Consider the following 16,480-nt stretch of genomic DNA (forward strand, 5'->3'; position numbering starts at 1 on the left):
AGTCAGTCACCTTCCTTTTTTACGATTAGAGCGATATTATAACGATTTTTGTGTTTGTAGCGCCTTCATAAAGCGGGCAATTTTTTTAGCGGTAGCTTGCTTTTGAATGCCATATAGTTGTAAAAATTCCTCGAAAATTGCCTTTCCTTTTATTGCATCATTTGTTTCATATTCTACCTCATAATCATCGCACTGCAAATAGTAAGAATGATCAAAAACAAGAAGTCCCTCTTTATAAGGAATTTCGACACGGTCTGTTGTTAGGGAGCCGAAGACATCTAATTGCTCTAATGGAACATTGTGAAGCGCTAGTCGTTTTGCTACTTCCTGTGCGTAGAAGCCCTTGCCATTGAGCATTTTTTGCGCCTGTTCTGCTGTTAATTCATCCGTTGTTTCAAGATGGGCATGCTCTGCATTTTTTTCCTTAAGGGTGCATTCATAATAGTGACTGATTTGTCGAATACGCAGCCCACTTTGTAGATTCTTTAGTGTTTGAGTAGGTGTATCAAAATAATGATTTATTTGACGATGGATAGTATTTGTGTTGATATGGAAAGCTTGTAACAGTTGCTCATATTGCTGTTTTGTTAGGAGATTTTTAAACTCGATTTCAATTTCTTGTGTCATATATATTCACCGCTTTTATTTTTTATTTTTCATTCATTGTTTTGCTTGATTTAATATTTACACACTGCAACTATTTACCCTGTGTGCTAAAATAAGAGGGAGAGTACAACGAAAAGGGGAACCGCATGTGCGTAAAATTTATACAATAGAAACATCGAATTTTGAACAAGATCAACTTCATTTTAGTTTAAACGACAATGAAGGAAATTTACAGTTAAAACCTGCTGGACAGCTTATTGCAGATTCAGATGATTTTGCATTTATTTATTTACTAGATGCAGGTGAAGGCTATCATTACTTGCGTTTTCCACCAAGTAGTTGGGAAAATCTTGTACATATTTTACAAAAAAAAGAAAACCCAATATTGCGACTAGGGGAAGAACGTATTGAGCTGACAAATTTCTACGAAGAATTGGAAATGCTCGTGTATAATATTGAGGGAAATTTCAATTATGGGGCAGAATTTGTCCAAGCAGTGGAACAACATTTTAGAGCAATTCTTGCTGAATAGAAAGACATAACGAACAGACGGTGTTCGATATCGAATGTCGGGAGGTTTTTGCGATGGGACAGTGGGAAATCTTTTTAAGTCCTTATAAACAGGCAGTAGATGAATTAAAAGTAAAGCTAAAGGGGATGCGTTCGCAGTTTGGGATTATCAATACCAATTCGCCAGTTGAGTTTGTCACAGGACGTGTTAAGCCCTTAGCAAGTATATACGATAAAACATTAGAAAAGGGACTAGCCTTTGAGCCATCTAAACAGCTTGGTGATGAGCTTGGTGATATTGCTGGGCTTCGTATTATGTGCCAATTTGTTGATGATATTGCGACTGTTACAGAGCTTATTCGTCAACGCAATGATATGCGCGTTGTGGAGGAACGGGATTATATTACGCATAATAAACCAAGCGGCTATCGCTCCTACCATATGATTGTTGAATATCCTGTTGAAACGATTCAAGGGAAAAAGGTAGTGCTAGCTGAAATTCAAATACGAACACTTGCGATGAATTTCTGGGCATCGATTGAGCATTCTTTAAACTATAAATATAAAGGCATGTTTCCAGAGGAAATTAAAAATCGTTTACAAAGTGCGGCAGAAGCAGCATTTCGTTTGGATGAAGAAATGTCATCGATTCGCAGTGAAATTCAAGAGGCGCAGGCTTATTTTAGCGAGTATAAAGAAGCATCGAATCCTAGTTTACTATCAGAGAAGGAGCGTGACACACAATGAAATTTTCGATTCAATCACGTAGAGATGCGCAATCCAATGAACTAACAGAGCTAGCTAAAACCTATTTACAGGATTTCGGTCTAACGTATGATGAGGAAACACCAGAAATTGTTGTTTCAATAGGTGGAGACGGAACACTTTTACATGCCTTTCATCGCTATTTGCATCTATTAGACCAAGTGGCGTTTGTCGGTATCCATACAGGGCATTTAGGCTTTTATGCGGATTGGAAACCATCTGAATTAGAAAAGCTAGTGCTGTCCATTGCAAAAAAGGACTTTAATGTTGTGGAGTATCCATTATTAGAGGTGAAGGTAGAGCATCATAACGCTGCCTCCAATACGTATCTCGCCTTAAATGAAGCTACTGTCAAATCACCTGATGTTACACTTGTAATGGATGTTGAGTTAAATGGCAACCAATTTGAGCGTTTCCGAGGAGATGGTCTTTGCGTGTCAACGCCTTCTGGTAGTACAGCCTATAATAAAGCGCTTGGTGGAGCCATTATCCATCCAACATTAGCAGCGCTCCAAGTAACTGAAATTGCATCGATTAATAATCGTGTGTTTCGAACAGTTGGCTCACCATTAATTTTACCAGCACACCATCATTGTGTATTGCGCCCAGTAAATGACCAAAACTTTAATATGACTGTTGACCATTTGCAAATTACACAGGGTGATGTCAAGGCGATTGCTTTTAATGTTGCAAATGAAAAAGTACGTTTTGCGCGCTTCCGTCCATTCCCATTCTGGGAGCGTGTGCATGAATCATTTGTTGCAAATGAATAAAATGAAGGATACAAGATTTACATTGCGGTTTATCGTCCAAAAGGATGGTCAGCTATTAAGAGAGGCATTGCAAGAATGGCGTATTTCTAAACGTGCGTTAACAGCTATTAAATTTGAGGGCGGCCTATTAACCGTTAATGGTGTGGAGCGCAATGTTAGATATATTCTTCAGCTGGGCGATTGTGTGGAAGTAACTTTTCCACCAGAGGAAAAAAGTGAGGGGCTAACGATTGAGCATGGTCATTTAAACATTGTTTATGAGGATGAAGCTATTTTAGTGATTGATAAGCCAGCCCATCAAAATACGATTCCCTCACGAGAGCATCCAACTGGTAGCATTGCCAATATTGTTTGCGGCCATTTTCAGCAGCAAGGCTTAGCATCCACCGCTCATATTGTCACAAGGCTGGATCGTGATACATCAGGCTTACTTTGTATTGCAAAGCATGCACATATTCATCATTTAACAGGGCTTGCACAGCGTAATAGGGAAATTTCAAGGCAATATGAAGCAATTGTGCATGGGCATATCGAGCAGGATAGCCAATCCATTATAGCACCCATAGGTCGTAAAATAACGAGCATTATTGAGCGAGAGGTATGTGAGGATGGGCAATATGCACATACAGATGTTACTGTATTAAAACGCTTTGTTCTTGCTTCTGAACCAATGACATATGTACGCCTTCAATTGCATACAGGACGTACACATCAAATTCGTGTACATATGTCCTATCTTGGGCATCCACTTGTTGGTGATGATCTTTATGGAGGAAGCCGTGATTATATTGACCGTCAAGCTCTACATTGTGTATCCTTCCAGATGGCGCACCCATTAACAAATCAGCCATTGCAGCTTACAAGTATGCTTAATCAAGATATGCTTACATTGCTAAAGGAATCCTCTATTTAAAGTTATCTTCATCATAAAGGAGATGTTCGCGCAAACGGGCATCTCCTTATCATTTTTCAAGCAGCTATGTTCTTAATAACTTTAAATAAGTGAGAAATACAAATATTTTTAAGGTGAAAAGCCCGTTTATTTTAATTATGTGGTAATAGTTGTATTCGAATTTATTCAATGATAAGTTAACGACCTATTAACAAAGAAATAATGAAGATAATGTATAGTAAAATAGAGGATTTATGTTATTTTTCAATGATAGTTGGCTAGAAAATTAAATTGTAGAAACTGATTATAATAAAATAAAAAGGGTTTGCAGAAAAAGTATAATCACTCTATTATATAGAAGGTGGATTTACGGCATTGCCCGTAATAATGATTAAAAGCTCGGAAGGAGGGGACAAGCATGATAGAGGAAAGAAATGAAAAGGATGATGTGCAATTTGACGAGGCACATTTACGAGAAATGCTCGAAGCACATAATATTGACGCATTCCGTGATGAGTTTTTAGAGCTTCATCCATATGATCAGGCAACGTTTTATGAAAAGGTGGAACCTGATATAAGGAAGATCATCTATTCGTTCTTGTCTCCGACAGAAATGGCTGATATTTTTGAGGCAATCGATATTGAAGATGATGAGTATAAAGCATACCTTGCTGAAATGGACCCATCCTATGGTGCAGAGATGCTTTCTCATATGTATGCAGATGATGCAGCAGATGTTTTAAATGAATTAGATTTAGCACAGCGAGAAAGCTATTTGGAAATGATGGATGAGGAAACAGCAGATGAAATTAATGAGCTGTTAAGCTATAGCGAGTATACAGCTGGTTCCATTATGACCACGGAATATGTAGCTATTCCAGAAAATTCAACTGTGCGTTCAGCAATGACGATTTTACGAAAAGAAGCACCAGATGCAGAAACAATTTATTATATTTTTGTGGTGGATGAAAATCATCGTTTAACAGGCGTTGTTTCACTACGAGATTTAATTATTGCAGATGAGGATACGCTTATTCGTTCCATTATGAATGAACGTGTTGTTATGGTACATGTGGATGATGACCAAGAAGAAGTTGCACAAATTATGAAAGATTATAATTTCTTAGCAACACCTGTTATTGATCATCAGGGCGAATTGCTTGGTATTATTACAGTCGATGATATCATTGACGTTATTGATGAAGAGGCTTCGGAGGATTACTCTAAATTAGCCGGTATCTCCGATATGGATAAATTTGATGTCACACCATTACAAGCAGCTAAGAAGCGTTTACCTTGGCTTGTCGTGTTATTATTTTTAGGTATGCTGACAGCTAATTTAATGGGACAATTTGAGGATACCTTAGATAAGGTGGCACTGCTTGCCGTATTTATCCCATTGATTTCAGGAACATCAGGGAATAGCGGCACACAAGCATTAGCCGTGGCAATACGAGGAATTGCAACAGGGGATGTTGAAGAGCATAGTAAATTTAAGCTGCTTTTTCGTGAAGCGGGCACAGGTTTAATGTCAGGCGTTGTCTGTGGATTAATTGTGATCGGCATCGTTTATTTTTGGAAGCATGAACTTGTTTTAGGTATGCTAGTAGGGGCAGCGCTCTGTGGCTCGATTTTAGTGGCAACATTAGCAGGATCATTTATTCCACTATTAATGCATCGACTAAAAATTGACCCAGCCGTTGCATCAGGTCCTTTTATTACAACATTAAATGATATTACAAGTATTTTAATTTACTTAGGGCTAGCAACAGTTTTCCTAAGTCAAATAGGCTAAGAACCAAATGACTTGCTTTCGCATATTGTATGGAAAAAAGGGAAGTGAGTAATGTGAGTCGAGAGCCACGCTTGTTTATAAAATCACCATCGTACTTCTTAAATATTTCAAAGATGTTGCATGAGCTTGATTTGGATGAAAGTACGTCTGTCTATGTAAAGGATCATGTATATGATAACCCGGCGGCGAATGAAGAGCGAGCAGAGGATATACAAATTGATCCGTACTTGCTAAAGCAGCTTCAATTTTTAGAAAAGCCGTTTCGTCAAAAAGCCTATCAACCATTGTTAGTTTGCTTGAAGGATGGAAGAAAATTAACGGGTACTGCCTCAGATGTCCAAAAGGATTCTTTAATGTTGACATCATTAGAATTAAAAACACAGGAAATCATTTATTTTGAAGATATACAACAAATACTTTGGCGTGGAAAGAAATTGCCAACATTGTAAAAAAAGTGTACAGCAGAGGATGCTGTACACTTTTTTATGTGTGTGTGTCAAAGGTGAAAAAATTAGTCACAAATCCCTAAGTCAACATCAGCGATACATTGTACAGCGCAGAAGCAAGATAAATCTACAGTGATACAGCTATCTGTTGAGTTCCAGTCATCTACTTTGCAGATTTTTTTCATGTTTACGCAACAACCGTCACGGCTTAATAAGTCTACTGTACTTTCGCTAGAGTCAAATGTACATAATGGCTCTAAAACACGTAAAGTTGCACAGCACTCATCAAACATATCTTCTACACGGAAGAAGACAGATGTACAAATACAAGGATCTGCTGTTGGAGAATTAAAGAAAGCTTTAAATGGAGTACCATCTTTTGTAATTAACATAAATACACGTGTATCTGCATGAGAGCGAGCGGGACTTACAATTCCGCCTAGTGGCTCTAAGAAACAGTTAGCTGTACATGGGGAACACTCATCTCGCACCGCTTGATTTTGAATATCTAAAATAGCGCGAACTACGTCACAAACGCAGCCTGCTGATTGGATTGGTCCAATAGGATTTGTTGGCTTACCACAACCCATATTGTCACCTCCTTTCCTTGTTACTACTTCTACAATATGTACTTTTGAAATTTGGACTCGGGCTTTCGTATATGTTCTTCGTATGAATAGTTTTTTTTATTGTGGTGAAACTGTAAAGAAAAGGAGGGTAAAACTTGAGGCTACTAGGAAAAACATTACCTCTCTTAGTCGTTTTAATGCTGTTAAATGGTTGTGCTGAAAAAGAAAAATTTATTGTCTATGGTTCACCACAAAATGAGGAAGAAGTCGAAGCCCTTATTAAAGAAGAAGACTTTGTGGATCGTACAACGGTTATCCAGTATGACGATAGTATGCTTGTTGCAGTGCAAATTAAACCATGGGATAAGTGGAGAAAGGCTAAGCTGGAGAAAAAATTACAAAAGAAATTTGAAAAGCAATATCCAAACAAGGACGTCTTTGTGTCAGCAGATTATAAAATTTTTTATGAGGCCAACAAAATAAAAAAGGATCAAATTGAAGATAATAAGCTGAACGATAAAATTAAAAAACTAATAAAGCTTGCAAAGGAGGAAACATAAATGGAAAAAGAGCAATATCAGCAGTTGGAGCAATATGTTACACCAAAGCCACCTTATTTAAAAAATATCGCAAAGGCATTTTTCGTTGGTGGCTTTATTTGTGCAATTGGACAAGCTGTATCCCTTTTTTATATGATTTTCTTCAATTTTACAGAAGCAACAGCGGGCAACCCAACTGTAGCAACGATGGTATTCTTTGCCATGCTTTTAACAGGACTTGGACTATATAAAAGAATTGGTCAATTTGCTGGTGCAGGCTCAGCGGTGCCAGTAACAGGCTTTGGTAATGCTGTTATTTCTGCAGCAATTGAACATCGATCAGAAGGCTTAGTATTAGGCGTTGGTAGTAATTTATTTAAGCTAGCAGGATCTGTTGTGTTATTTGGTGTTGTGTCAGCTTTTTTTGTTGCGCTTATTAAATATATTCTTGTGACGATGGGAGTGGTTTCATGGTAATTGTTTTTCAATCGAAGCCATCCCTGTTAGCAGGTGGGGTTGTAGCAGGTCCATTGGAGAATCGTAGTATTTTTAGTCAGTATTTTGATGCTCTCTATGATGATGAACGTTGGCAAATGAAAACAAACGAGCAAGGGCATCGTAAAATGATTGAAGAGGCTTGTGAGTTTGCGATGAAAAAAATGGATATCCAACGTAGCGATGTTAATTATCTTATGGGTGGCGATCTAGTCAATCAAATGACACCAACTAATTTTGCTGCTAGAGATTTAGCAATTCCCTTTATCGGTTTATTTTCTGCATGTGCAACCTCTGTATCCTCCGTTATTATTGCATGCTTACTAACAGAGCTAGGTGCAGCTAATTTTTCACTCGCTGGTGCATCCAGCCAACATAACTCGATTGAGCGCCAATTCCGCTATCCGATTAACTATGGTGCACAAAAGCCCCAAACAGCACAATGGACAGTAACTGCTGCTGGCTATGCGTTAATTGGCAAACATCATGAGGAATACCCTACTATAGAAGCGGCAACAGTTGGTAAGTCCATTGATTATGGCATGGATGATCCATTCCATATGGGGGCAGCAATGGCTCCAGCTGCCTTTCAAACCATTCAAGATCATTTACAACAGCGCAATCAAAAAATTTATCATTATGATTTAATTTTAACGGGTGACTTAGGGCAGCTAGGCTTAAAGCTGTTAAAAGGGATGTTCGTTGAAAATGGTGTAAAAAATGAGGAGCTAACATTTTTACGTGATGCAGGTGCTGAATTTTATGGACAAGATGAAGCATTTCAATCTGGGGCAAGTGGAGCAGGCTGTTCGGCAGCTGTTTTTTTTAGTTATGTTCTACAGCAAATGCGAGCAGGTAGCTATAAGCGTGTATTACTTGTGGCGACAGGTGCATTACTATCACCATTATCGTATCAACAAGGGGAAACCATACCATGTACGGCACATGCAATTGAAATTACAATGAAATGAGGCAAAAACTATGGTGATGACATTTGTATTTGCATTTATCGTTGGAGGCATTATTTGCGTTATAGGGCAATTATTAATGGATGTAGGAAATTTAACGCCAGCGCATACATTAAGTACATTAGTGGTACTAGGCGCTATACTGGATGGCATGGGCTTATATGAGCCGCTTATTGACTTCGCTGGAGCAGGTGCTACAGTGCCCATTACTTCCTTTGGCAATTCTTTAACACACGGGGCTGTGGCAGAGGCAGAGAAGCATGGGCTTGTCGGCGTGCTAACAGGCATGTTTGAAGTAACAAGCTCAGGCATCAGTGCAGCCATTGTCTTTGGCTTTATTGGTGCATTAATATTTAAACCTAAAGGCAATATTGACTAGACGAATACCCCTCCCATTGCTATGACCAAAACATATTATAGGTTGTAGAAGGGAGGGGTGCTTTTATGGGATATCAAGGCTGGTGCTCACAACCGTATGGAAATAATGTTGGTGGGTGGAACAATAGCTATTGTGGTGGAGATAACAACTATGGCTATGGCTCAACATTTGTTTTAATTGTTGTCCTATTTATCCTTTTAATTATTGTTGGCGCTACTTATATCTAATTGAATCATCACAATAACGGCTTTAGCTTTAATTTTAAAAGCTAAAGCCTCCACCATTTGCAAAATATTTTGGGCAGGATGTATTGAAGTTTAGACGATAGGAGGGAAAACATGCATCGCTCGCTTTTTAATTCAATTGAGCAAAAAACAGGTGTATCGATGGATGAAATTTTCGCATTAGCGAATGCGATTCAACATGCGGATTTTACAAGTGAAAAACACGTAAGAAAAATTGTACGACGTGTAGCGAAAGTTTCTAATAGATCAATTACGCAAGAATTAGAAGATAAACTAGTACAATCTATTATTCAGGATGGTGCATCACTAGATTTTGATAAAATTACTAGAATGATGAAGTAGCATATGGCATATTTAAAGGGAAAAGCCGCTTGTTGCGAGGCAAGCTCTAGAAAAAAGGTGTTACGATATGCAGTGTGCATTGTCGTAACACCCTTTGATTATATTTTTTTCTCCATAGCGCGATGTGGGATACCCGCATCCATAAATTCAGGAGATGTTACTACATAGCCGAGCTTTTCATAAAATGGGATGGCATAGCTTTCTGCATGAAGCTTTAATGTTTTGATCTGCATTGAAATAGCGTAGCTCTCCATTTCCTTCATCATTAAAGCGCCAAGCTTTTTACCGCGTTGGTCTTGTAAAATACAGACACGTTCAATTTTTGCTACAGTATTGTCAATACTGCGTAAACGTGCTGCTCCAATAGGCTTATCATCCTCATACATAATAAAATGCGTTGCAGCCGCATCCTCTGCATCATATTCTAAATGAAGCGGAACTCCTTGCTCTTCAACGAAGACCTTTTTGCGAATGGCAAATGCATCATCATGCTCTTGCTTTGTTTTCACAATTTTAACCTTATACAATAGATTACTCAGCTCCAGATAAACGGAATGTTTCGTATGTTGTCCATGAGCCATCTTCTAATTGATATAAAAGATGAATACGGTCAATAATATCTTTTTCATCAACGCCTGTCATACGTAATTGACCGAAAATGTCATCATGCTCAGAGTCTGACATTTTTTGAGCAATTGTAATATGTGGAACAAAGACATGCTTCATTTCCCCATATGGGATTTTTTTCTGAAGTTCGCGTTGGAATGCTGCTAATTGTTCAGTTGGCTCAATGCGGAAGTAAATCGCATTTGTTGTAGGGAAAAACGAACTTATGCGTGATGCATGAATATTTAAAGGTGCATGCTTAGCAGCAAGTTCATCCAATTGCTTGACGATCGTCTGAATTTCCTCTTCAGATGCCTCAAAGCTGTCCTTTAACGTCATATGCGGAGTAATTTTCGCATAATGAGGGTCATATCGTTTGCGATACGTGTTCGCTAAATCTTGCAATTTTTTTGATGGAAATGCCACAATACCGTACTTCATAGTCCATTACCTCCCGAAAATAAACAATTTTTCTATTTAAGTATAACAGAAATTTCGCCTTTCGTAATTTGAATGCGTTAATATTAATTGAAATTTTCAATTAATGCGCGTCGAAGGTCTGGTTTCCAATATTTCCATGTATGATTGCCATCAAACTCATCATAAAATATAGAAAACCCTTTCTTTATCATAAGGTCATGTAGCTGACGATTTGGTGTTAAAAAGTCTTTGACCGTTTTATCCATTGTAACAACCTGATTTTCTTCTTTTCCTACGATATGGTAAATTGAAATAGCTCCTGGGTCTTTAAAGTTTTCAACGGCTTGTAAAACCTCTTCATCCACATATGGTGATTGTAAAATAACCTTGCCAAAGATGCTTGGGTATTTCAATGCAGCCATTAAGGAAGCAGTGGCAGCCATTGAGTCGCCGATAACGCCACGGCTCATTCCCATTTGATACGTGGCAAACTCATTATCTAAATAGGGCACAAGCTCATGTGCTAAAAAGCGCAAATAGGCTTCATGTTGTTCACCGCTTGGCAAATATTTATGACGTCGATCTTTAATATCTTTGTAAGGTACAAAGGCGATAATTAAATTTTCAATTTCATAATCATCAATTAATTCATCAGCAAGTTTTGTAATGCCACCAAGCTGAAAATAGTCTTTTCCATCTGATGCAATTAAAATATTGTATTTATATAATGGAGAATAATTTGCAGGAACATAAATATAGAGTTGTAATTCTTCCTGTAATGCTGCACTATAAAATGTTAAATCCTGTACTGTTCCCTTATCCAATGATGACACTCCTTCTTATGTTTGTGACAAAATTGTACCATATTACGAAAGTAAAGGTATAATAGGTTGGGCTAGCACTAACTAGCAATAAAAAAGAAATGAGGGTTAGATATGCATAATAAAAGTATACGTGTACACTCTGATGAAGTAGCAAAGGCAGCGCAGGCCGCGTTAAATCGCAGAGGTGTAACGATAGAGGATATCGCTAAAATTGTTTATGAGATGCAAAAATCCTATAATGAGGGCCTAACATTGGAGCATTGTATTCATTCAGTTGAACGTGTATTACGTAAACGAGAAGTACAACATGCTTTATTAGTAGGAATAGAGCTAGATGAACTAGCGGAGAAAAAATTATTATCCTCACCATTGCAGCAAATTGTTGAATCCGATGAAGGTTTATTCGGTATAGATGAAACAATTGCACTAGGTTCTGTTTTTACATATGGCAGCATTGCAGTAACAACTTTTGGTCATTTAGATAAGCAAAAAATAGGGATTATTAAAAAGCTTGATACAGAGCCTGGACATCATGTAAATACATTTTTAGATGATTTAGTTGCTAGTATTGCAGCTTCAGCAGCTTCCCGTATCGCTCATCGCATGCGTGACCTAGAAGAAGAAGGCGGAACATTTGCAGATATTGAACCAGAGGAACTTGGTCCAAAGCCAAAATCACATAATGAAATTTAATAAATAACAGAGCCTTCTCGGAAAATTTGAGAAGGCTCTTATACTGTTACCAAAAATTATGATAATAGAGCTGACAAGATGGTGTGGCAACGGTCAATCTGTACGAACCATTAGGTAGCCGTTTCAACAACATAGCTTGAATGTAGTAGCCTGATATTTTACAATAGAAACAGCGTGAAACTTTTTGTCTTTTAGGATAAAGAGTGGAGCAGCTTATATAAATGGACAAAGATAACAGGTTGTTAAGGGGCTTACTATATGAAAATGCAAGATATAAAAACATTAATAACAAGCGGTACGATTATTCTTGCTGTAGCTTTGTATATGATATTTGGCAAATCTCCTGCTGAAGAAGATACAAAAACGGCTACAGAACAACAAGGCATAATCAGTATTGAACAAGTAGAGGAAAAAACAGGGAATAAGCGTTTTGATGTAGCATATATAAAAGCTTATGATGGGGATACCCTTCAGGTGACAGTTGATGATAATAAGCAAAAGATTCGACTGTTAATGGTGGATACGCCAGAAATGAATTATAACAAAGGTGAAGCCCAGCCGTATGCTGAACAAGCGAAGAACTATACAATGGATTTATTGGAAAATGCTAAAAAGATTGAAGCAGTCTATGATGTTGGGCCAGAAGCAGATAATTATGATCGTTTGCTTGCCTATGTTTTTGTAGATGATGTCCTATTGCAGGAAGCCTTATTGCAGGAGGGGCTTGCTGCTGTACGCTTTATTCATAAGCCAAATAATACATTTGAAGAAGAGTTTCGAGAGATTCAGCAAGCAGCACAGGCTGCAAAATTAAATATTTGGTCACATGAGAATTACTTCCAAAAAGATGGCTTCCATCCAGAGGTAATGAACTAAACAAAAAATCCATTTACTCGTCGTAAAGTAAATGGATTTTTCTATGTTATGCTTGAGCATCTTTTGTCCAGTCGGCTACCTTGTCTGGATTGTTGTCAATCCATTTCTTCGCAGCATCTGTGGCACTCATTCCTTCCATAATATCAAACATCACACTTTCTATATCTTCAGCAGTCCAGTGGAAATTTTGAAGGACACTGTATGCTTCAGGATCATCCTCTTGTAAGCCATTGCGTGCAAATGTACCAATATACTCCTCAACACCATATAAGCCCTTTGGATCATCTAAATATTTTAAATCATAGGCATTAAAAATCCAGTGGGGTGACCAACCTGTAATAACGATTTCTTCGTTATTAGCGATGGCTTGGCTAAGTGCAGCCGTCATTGCACCAGCAGAAGACGTTAAAACATGCCAGTCTTTTAGATTTGGATATTCTTGATAAGCATTTTCTGTTGTAGCCATCATATTAGCTCCTGGCTCAATGCCTGTAATCGTTTGATTGGCTTGATTTGTTAAATCTTCGATAGAGTCTACATCCATATAGCTTGGCACAACTAAGCCAATTTTTGCACCTGTTAAATTTTCTCCTAGATTATCAATTTTATCGTTATATTTCTCTACCTGTGGAGCATGTGTTTGTGGTAACCAAGCAGATACCATGCCATCGACCTCTCCATTCGCGAGTGCTTCCCACATAATTCCATTATCTAATGGTGTAAGTGTAACACGATAGCCTAAATCCTCTAAAACCTGCCCTACTACATGGGTAGAGGCAACCTCTGTATCCCATTCTACATATGCTAAATTAATTTCTTTGTTAGCATTATTCTCAGTTTCTGTATTAGTTGAACCACATGCAGCTAAAACGAACAAACAAAAAACAGCTAACCCTATTCCCCATAATCGACAAGATCTCATAAAAATCCCCCTTAAGAACCATAACATTATTTTTTCTGTATGAAAATTACAAGTAACAACTTAATTTTATAAATAAGTTGTTACTTTTGTCAATAAGCCCATAAAATTTTATGGATATGACATATGATAGGTGAAAATAGGGACTTAATGGGAGGGGATCTAGTGTGCATTGGATTACGATTATTCTCATAGGCATTGCCGCAAATTTAGATAATTTAGGAATTAGCCTAGCCTACGGAATAAAGCAAGTAAAAATCCCTATTTTATCGAATGCGGTCATTGCTCTGATAGCGATGCTTGTTACATATGTTGCTGTGACAGCTGGTAGCACAGTTGTGTTATATATTTCGCCGTATATAGCCAATTTATTAGGGAGTTTATTATTATGTGTGATCGGTGTGTGGACATTACTATCGAATAGCTTTTCGAACCAACGAATAGCAGGTAATCCTGAATTATTTGATGGGGATAAAAATTTAGTGATTTCGATTCGAGAGGCAATGGCACTTGGCTTTGTTTTATCTGCGAATTGCTTAGCAGGGGGAATTGCGATTGGTGCGAATGGCATTTCTGCCCTATGGATGGTTATGTCGATTGGTGTTTTTTCATTTATTACTATTGGGGTAGGCAGTCGTTTTGGTTCCTTACTAGCCAAAACATTTATCGGTAGCTATTCCACCGTGATTGCAGGATGGCTGCTAATTATTATTGGTATTTTTGAGGTTTTTGCTAAATAGCATATTATAGACTATGACTTTATCTATCTGCTTTACAAAAAATTTATATTTAATTACTTGACGTAATGAAATTATTAATATATAGTAGGTTACATAAAGTAATTGATTGCTTTTTATAACTGAAAAACGGAAGCAAATTAAGTAACTATAGTGTTTACCTTAAAAAAATCGGGGTAACATAAGTAATGTAGTTACTTCATATTTTAAAATATATCTCGGAATCGAGATAAAATCAACCTAACTGGAGGAATTTATAATGGCAAAATGGAACATCGATTTAGGACACTCAGCAATTAACTTTCAGGTAAAGCATATGATGGTATCAAAAGTAAAAGGTGTATTTGACACATACTCAGCAAATATTGAAGCTGCAGACCTTGCAGATTTAACAACAGCTAACATTAGCTTTACAATTGATCCAGCAAGCATTAATACACGCAGCGAAGATCGTGATAATCACTTAAAATCGGCTGATTTCTTTGATACGGAGCAGTACCCAACAATTACATTCCAATCAACAAATATTGCCAAAAAATCAGGCGATTCATACGCAGTAACAGGTGATTTAACAATTAAAGGTGTTACTAAATCTGTAACATTCGATACAGAATTTAATGGCAAAGGTACAAATCCATGGGGGCAAGAAGTTTATGGATTTGAAGCAGAAGCAACAATTAATCGTGAAGATTTCGGCTTAACATGGAATGCAGCATTAGAAACAGGTGGCGTTCTTGTTGGCAAAGACATTAAAATTTCTGTTGAACTAGAAGTAAATCCAGCTTAATCATTATAAAAACTTCCATACGAATAGCTTATATAAATGAACAGAAGTATGCTTACAGTTCTATGCAAGCATGCTTCTTTTTTACATAATAAGATTAAGAAAAGAGCTTTACGATGCCACATACAAAATGTAAAGTGGAAAGCTAGTCCCTGCTGTGTATAAAAATTTTATGAATAGTCTTATGTTTGAACAACAGGAAACATACTTTTTCATTGTCAGCAGAAAGAGGAGAGATTTCTTTATATGATCAACGATTTTGTAATAATATGCCAAAGTTTCTTGCATATTTTTTGTGATAATTGCATATAAATCATCATATTGTTTTTGGGGGCGATAGGATGAATGTGTTGGTGACAGGTGGTTATGGTTTTATTGGTAGTGCGGTAGGCAGACGTTTTTTTGAAGAAGGTGCAACCGTTTATATTATCGACAATTTAAGTACGGGTCATTTACGAAATGTAGATTTTGAACATAAATCATACCTGTTAAATATTGAGGATGAGGTTTGTGAGCATCTTTTTAAAGAGGTAGGCTTCGATATTGTTATCCATTGTGCAGCACAAACAAGTATTCAGCAATCCATACAGGAGCCAGTAAAGGATATTTTAACAAATATCGTGGGGCTTAGCCAAATGCTCTTTTTATCATCAAAATATAAGGTAAAGCATTTTGTTTTTGCCTCCTCAGCAGCAGTCTATGGAGATAGCCATTACCCGCCATTAGAGGAATCGGATGTTTGCGAGCCGATTTCTATGTACGGCTTAAATAAAAGCATTGGCGAAACCTATTGTGAAAAATGGCAAAAGGATTATCAGCTACCAATTTTAATTTACCGCTTTGCAAATGTTTTTGGGCCAAGACAAAAAATGCACGGTGAAGCTGCAGTAATTCCAAGCATGCTAAAAAGTAGTATGGAGGGAAAACCATTTACGATTTTTGGCACTGGTGAACAAACGCGTGATTTTATTTATGTAGATGATATTGCAGACGCAATTTATGCTGGTGTCAGCGCACGCTTGCAAGGGATTTACAATGTATCTACAAATGAAGCATGGTCGATTCATCAAGTCATCTTATTATTGCAGCATCTCAACCACCCACTTGAAATTCAATATGCGCCAGCACGACAAGGTGATGTTGAACATTCTTTTTTAAATCATGATAAGCTGACAAAAGCGATTGGTTGGAAGCCTAAAGTTTCACTCGCTGAGGGAATTGAACGGACATTGCAGGCACTACAGCATGAAAAATTAACAGAAATTCAACAAAATAGCGGCTAAATGATTGGAGGGCT

General features: G+C 37.5%; 23 protein-coding genes. 17 read left to right on the forward strand and 6 right to left on the reverse strand.

From position 1 onward, the window contains the following. Nucleotides 1-36 precede the first annotated feature (36 nt). Nucleotides 37-627 (reverse strand): CYTH domain-containing protein, encoded by a 591-nt coding sequence (locus MHB42_RS03730; RefSeq protein WP_340804456.1) that lies wholly within the window; start codon nt 625-627, stop codon nt 37-39. A 127-nt stretch (nt 628-754) separates the two neighbouring features. On the opposite strand from MHB42_RS03730, the gene MHB42_RS03735 reads away from it, so the two are divergent. The 6 genes from MHB42_RS03735 to MHB42_RS03760 all read left to right on the forward strand — a co-directional run bounded on the left by MHB42_RS03735 (nt 755) and on the right by MHB42_RS03760 (nt 5,790). Then, complete coding sequence (locus tag MHB42_RS03735) at nt 755-1,138, forward strand: UPF0738 family protein (RefSeq protein ID WP_340804457.1); 384 nt, start codon at nt 755-757, stop codon at nt 1,136-1,138. A gap of 53 nt (nt 1,139-1,191) precedes the next feature. Beyond that, nucleotides 1,192-1,863 carry a GTP pyrophosphokinase gene (locus MHB42_RS03740; RefSeq protein WP_340804458.1) on the forward strand — a complete coding sequence of 224 codons (672 nt, stop codon included), beginning with the start codon at nt 1,192-1,194 and terminating at the stop codon, nt 1,861-1,863. Then, the gene (locus MHB42_RS03745) at nt 1,860-2,654 is read left to right on the forward strand and encodes an NAD kinase (protein WP_340804460.1); all 795 of its coding nucleotides are present in this window, start codon (nt 1,860-1,862) and stop codon (nt 2,652-2,654) included. The genes MHB42_RS03740 and MHB42_RS03745 overlap by 4 nt, the downstream gene beginning before the upstream one ends. After that, complete coding sequence (locus MHB42_RS03750; protein ID WP_340804461.1) at nt 2,629-3,567, forward strand: RluA family pseudouridine synthase; 939 nt, start codon at nt 2,629-2,631, stop codon at nt 3,565-3,567. The genes MHB42_RS03745 and MHB42_RS03750 overlap by 26 nt, the downstream gene beginning before the upstream one ends. 397 nt (nt 3,568-3,964) lie before the next feature. Beyond that, nucleotides 3,965-5,341 carry a magnesium transporter gene (gene mgtE, locus MHB42_RS03755; protein WP_340804463.1) on the forward strand — a complete coding sequence of 459 codons (1,377 nt, stop codon included), beginning with the start codon at nt 3,965-3,967 and terminating at the stop codon, nt 5,339-5,341. 53 nt (nt 5,342-5,394) lie between these two features. Further along, on the forward strand, nt 5,395-5,790 hold the full coding sequence (locus MHB42_RS03760; RefSeq protein WP_340804464.1) for a hypothetical protein: 396 nt from the start codon (nt 5,395-5,397) through the stop codon (nt 5,788-5,790). Nucleotides 5,791-5,852: 62 nt separating this feature from the next. Here MHB42_RS03760 and MHB42_RS03765 read toward each other — a convergent pair whose 3' ends face one another. Then, nucleotides 5,853-6,377, reverse strand: a complete 525-nt coding sequence (locus tag MHB42_RS03765) for a CotY/CotZ family spore coat protein (RefSeq protein ID WP_053993687.1) — start codon at nt 6,375-6,377, stop codon at nt 5,853-5,855. 134 nt (nt 6,378-6,511) lie between these two features. Here MHB42_RS03765 and MHB42_RS03770 point away from each other — a divergent pair, with 134 nt between their 5' ends. The 6 genes from MHB42_RS03770 (at nt 6,512) to MHB42_RS03795 (ending at nt 9,324) form a co-directional block, all read left to right on the forward strand. Beyond that, nucleotides 6,512-6,916: a YhcN/YlaJ family sporulation lipoprotein gene (locus MHB42_RS03770; RefSeq protein WP_340804465.1), complete on the forward strand. Its 405-nt coding sequence runs from the start codon at nt 6,512-6,514 to the stop codon at nt 6,914-6,916. Further along, nucleotides 6,917-7,372, forward strand: coding sequence for a stage V sporulation protein AC (gene spoVAC, locus MHB42_RS03775; RefSeq protein ID WP_340804466.1), 456 nt, complete (start codon nt 6,917-6,919; stop codon nt 7,370-7,372). Further along, nucleotides 7,366-8,361: a stage V sporulation protein AD gene (locus tag MHB42_RS03780; RefSeq protein ID WP_340804467.1), complete on the forward strand. Its 996-nt coding sequence runs from the start codon at nt 7,366-7,368 to the stop codon at nt 8,359-8,361. Before spoVAC ends, MHB42_RS03780 begins: the two co-directional genes overlap by 7 nt. Nucleotides 8,362-8,377: 16 nt before the next feature. Then, entirely contained in the window at nt 8,378-8,737 is a 360-nt protein-coding gene (gene spoVAE / locus MHB42_RS03785) for a stage V sporulation protein AE (RefSeq protein WP_340808524.1), read from the forward strand. A 65-nt stretch (nt 8,738-8,802) separates the two neighbouring features. Further along, on the forward strand, nt 8,803-8,964 hold the full coding sequence (locus MHB42_RS03790) for a YjcZ family sporulation protein (RefSeq protein WP_340804468.1): 162 nt from the start codon (nt 8,803-8,805) through the stop codon (nt 8,962-8,964). A gap of 111 nt (nt 8,965-9,075) precedes the next feature. Further along, nucleotides 9,076-9,324, forward strand: coding sequence for a stage VI sporulation protein F (locus tag MHB42_RS03795; protein ID WP_340804469.1), 249 nt, complete (start codon nt 9,076-9,078; stop codon nt 9,322-9,324). Nucleotides 9,325-9,422: 98 nt separating this feature from the next. Here MHB42_RS03795 and MHB42_RS03800 read toward each other — a convergent pair whose 3' ends face one another. The 3 genes from MHB42_RS03800 to MHB42_RS03810 all read right to left on the reverse strand — a co-directional run bounded on the left by MHB42_RS03800 (nt 9,423) and on the right by MHB42_RS03810 (nt 11,174). After that, a complete protein-coding gene (locus MHB42_RS03800) occupies nt 9,423-9,851 on the reverse strand; it encodes a GNAT family N-acetyltransferase (protein ID WP_340804470.1) in 429 nt (142 codons plus the stop codon). 4 nt (nt 9,852-9,855) lie between these two features. Further along, entirely contained in the window at nt 9,856-10,371 is a 516-nt protein-coding gene (locus tag MHB42_RS03805; protein WP_340804472.1) for a YjcG family protein, read from the reverse strand. A gap of 83 nt (nt 10,372-10,454) precedes the next feature. Continuing rightward, nucleotides 10,455-11,174: an alpha/beta hydrolase gene (locus MHB42_RS03810; RefSeq protein ID WP_340804474.1), complete on the reverse strand. Its 720-nt coding sequence runs from the start codon at nt 11,172-11,174 to the stop codon at nt 10,455-10,457. A gap of 111 nt (nt 11,175-11,285) precedes the next feature. On the opposite strand from MHB42_RS03810, the gene MHB42_RS03815 reads away from it, so the two are divergent. Together MHB42_RS03815 and MHB42_RS03820 are read left to right on the forward strand one after the other, a co-directional pair. After that, nucleotides 11,286-11,867 carry a phosphatidylglycerophosphatase A family protein gene (locus tag MHB42_RS03815; protein WP_340804475.1) on the forward strand — a complete coding sequence of 194 codons (582 nt, stop codon included), beginning with the start codon at nt 11,286-11,288 and terminating at the stop codon, nt 11,865-11,867. A 258-nt stretch (nt 11,868-12,125) separates the two neighbouring features. Next, nucleotides 12,126-12,743, forward strand: a complete 618-nt coding sequence (locus MHB42_RS03820; RefSeq protein WP_340804477.1) for a thermonuclease family protein — start codon at nt 12,126-12,128, stop codon at nt 12,741-12,743. 46 nt (nt 12,744-12,789) lie between these two features. On the opposite strand, the gene MHB42_RS03825 is transcribed toward MHB42_RS03820, so the two are convergent. Further along, nucleotides 12,790-13,665: a glycine betaine ABC transporter substrate-binding protein gene (locus tag MHB42_RS03825; protein ID WP_340804478.1), complete on the reverse strand. Its 876-nt coding sequence runs from the start codon at nt 13,663-13,665 to the stop codon at nt 12,790-12,792. Nucleotides 13,666-13,829: 164 nt separating this feature from the next. On the opposite strand from MHB42_RS03825, the gene MHB42_RS03830 reads away from it, so the two are divergent. From MHB42_RS03830 to MHB42_RS03840, 3 genes are all read left to right on the forward strand, one after another. Further along, entirely contained in the window at nt 13,830-14,402 is a 573-nt protein-coding gene (locus MHB42_RS03830; protein WP_340804479.1) for a manganese efflux pump, read from the forward strand. A gap of 256 nt (nt 14,403-14,658) precedes the next feature. Next, the gene (locus tag MHB42_RS03835) at nt 14,659-15,186 is read left to right on the forward strand and encodes a YceI family protein (protein WP_340804480.1); all 528 of its coding nucleotides are present in this window, start codon (nt 14,659-14,661) and stop codon (nt 15,184-15,186) included. A 338-nt stretch (nt 15,187-15,524) separates the two neighbouring features. Further along, a complete protein-coding gene (locus MHB42_RS03840; RefSeq protein WP_340804481.1) occupies nt 15,525-16,466 on the forward strand; it encodes an NAD-dependent epimerase/dehydratase family protein in 942 nt (313 codons plus the stop codon). Nucleotides 16,467-16,480: the final 14 nt, after the last annotated feature.

This window comes from Lysinibacillus sp. FSL K6-0232 (genome assembly GCF_038008325.1).
Lineage (GTDB): Bacteria > Bacillota > Bacilli > Bacillales_A > Planococcaceae > Lysinibacillus.

Excerpts from the sequence above, each read along its gene's own strand:
- MHB42_RS03730 (WP_340804456.1), bottom strand. The coding sequence starts at position 627 with ATGACACAAGAAATTGAAATCGAGTTTAAAAATCTCCTAACAAAACAG.
- MHB42_RS03750 (WP_340804461.1), top strand. The coding sequence starts at position 2,629 with ATGAATCATTTGTTGCAAATGAATAAAATGAAGGATACAAGATTTACA.
- MHB42_RS03835 (WP_340804480.1), top strand. The coding sequence starts at position 14,659 with ATGGCAAAATGGAACATCGATTTAGGACACTCAGCAATTAACTTTCAG.
- MHB42_RS03820 (WP_340804477.1), top strand. The coding sequence starts at position 12,126 with ATGAAAATGCAAGATATAAAAACATTAATAACAAGCGGTACGATTATT.
- MHB42_RS03825 (WP_340804478.1), bottom strand. The coding sequence starts at position 13,665 with ATGAGATCTTGTCGATTATGGGGAATAGGGTTAGCTGTTTTTTGTTTG.
- spoVAC (WP_340804466.1), top strand. The coding sequence starts at position 6,917 with ATGGAAAAAGAGCAATATCAGCAGTTGGAGCAATATGTTACACCAAAG.
- MHB42_RS03745 (WP_340804460.1), top strand. The coding sequence starts at position 1,860 with ATGAAATTTTCGATTCAATCACGTAGAGATGCGCAATCCAATGAACTA.
- mgtE (WP_340804463.1), top strand. The coding sequence starts at position 3,965 with ATGATAGAGGAAAGAAATGAAAAGGATGATGTGCAATTTGACGAGGCA.
- MHB42_RS03840 (WP_340804481.1), top strand. The coding sequence starts at position 15,525 with ATGAATGTGTTGGTGACAGGTGGTTATGGTTTTATTGGTAGTGCGGTA.
- MHB42_RS03780 (WP_340804467.1), top strand. The coding sequence starts at position 7,366 with ATGGTAATTGTTTTTCAATCGAAGCCATCCCTGTTAGCAGGTGGGGTT.
- MHB42_RS03805 (WP_340804472.1), bottom strand. The coding sequence starts at position 10,371 with ATGAAGTACGGTATTGTGGCATTTCCATCAAAAAAATTGCAAGATTTA.
- MHB42_RS03740 (WP_340804458.1), top strand. The coding sequence starts at position 1,192 with ATGGGACAGTGGGAAATCTTTTTAAGTCCTTATAAACAGGCAGTAGAT.
- MHB42_RS03815 (WP_340804475.1), top strand. The coding sequence starts at position 11,286 with ATGCATAATAAAAGTATACGTGTACACTCTGATGAAGTAGCAAAGGCA.
- MHB42_RS03795 (WP_340804469.1), top strand. The coding sequence starts at position 9,076 with ATGCATCGCTCGCTTTTTAATTCAATTGAGCAAAAAACAGGTGTATCG.
- MHB42_RS03765 (WP_053993687.1), bottom strand. The coding sequence starts at position 6,377 with ATGGGTTGTGGTAAGCCAACAAATCCTATTGGACCAATCCAATCAGCA.
- MHB42_RS03790 (WP_340804468.1), top strand. The coding sequence starts at position 8,803 with ATGGGATATCAAGGCTGGTGCTCACAACCGTATGGAAATAATGTTGGT.
- spoVAE (WP_340808524.1), top strand. The coding sequence starts at position 8,378 with ATGACATTTGTATTTGCATTTATCGTTGGAGGCATTATTTGCGTTATA.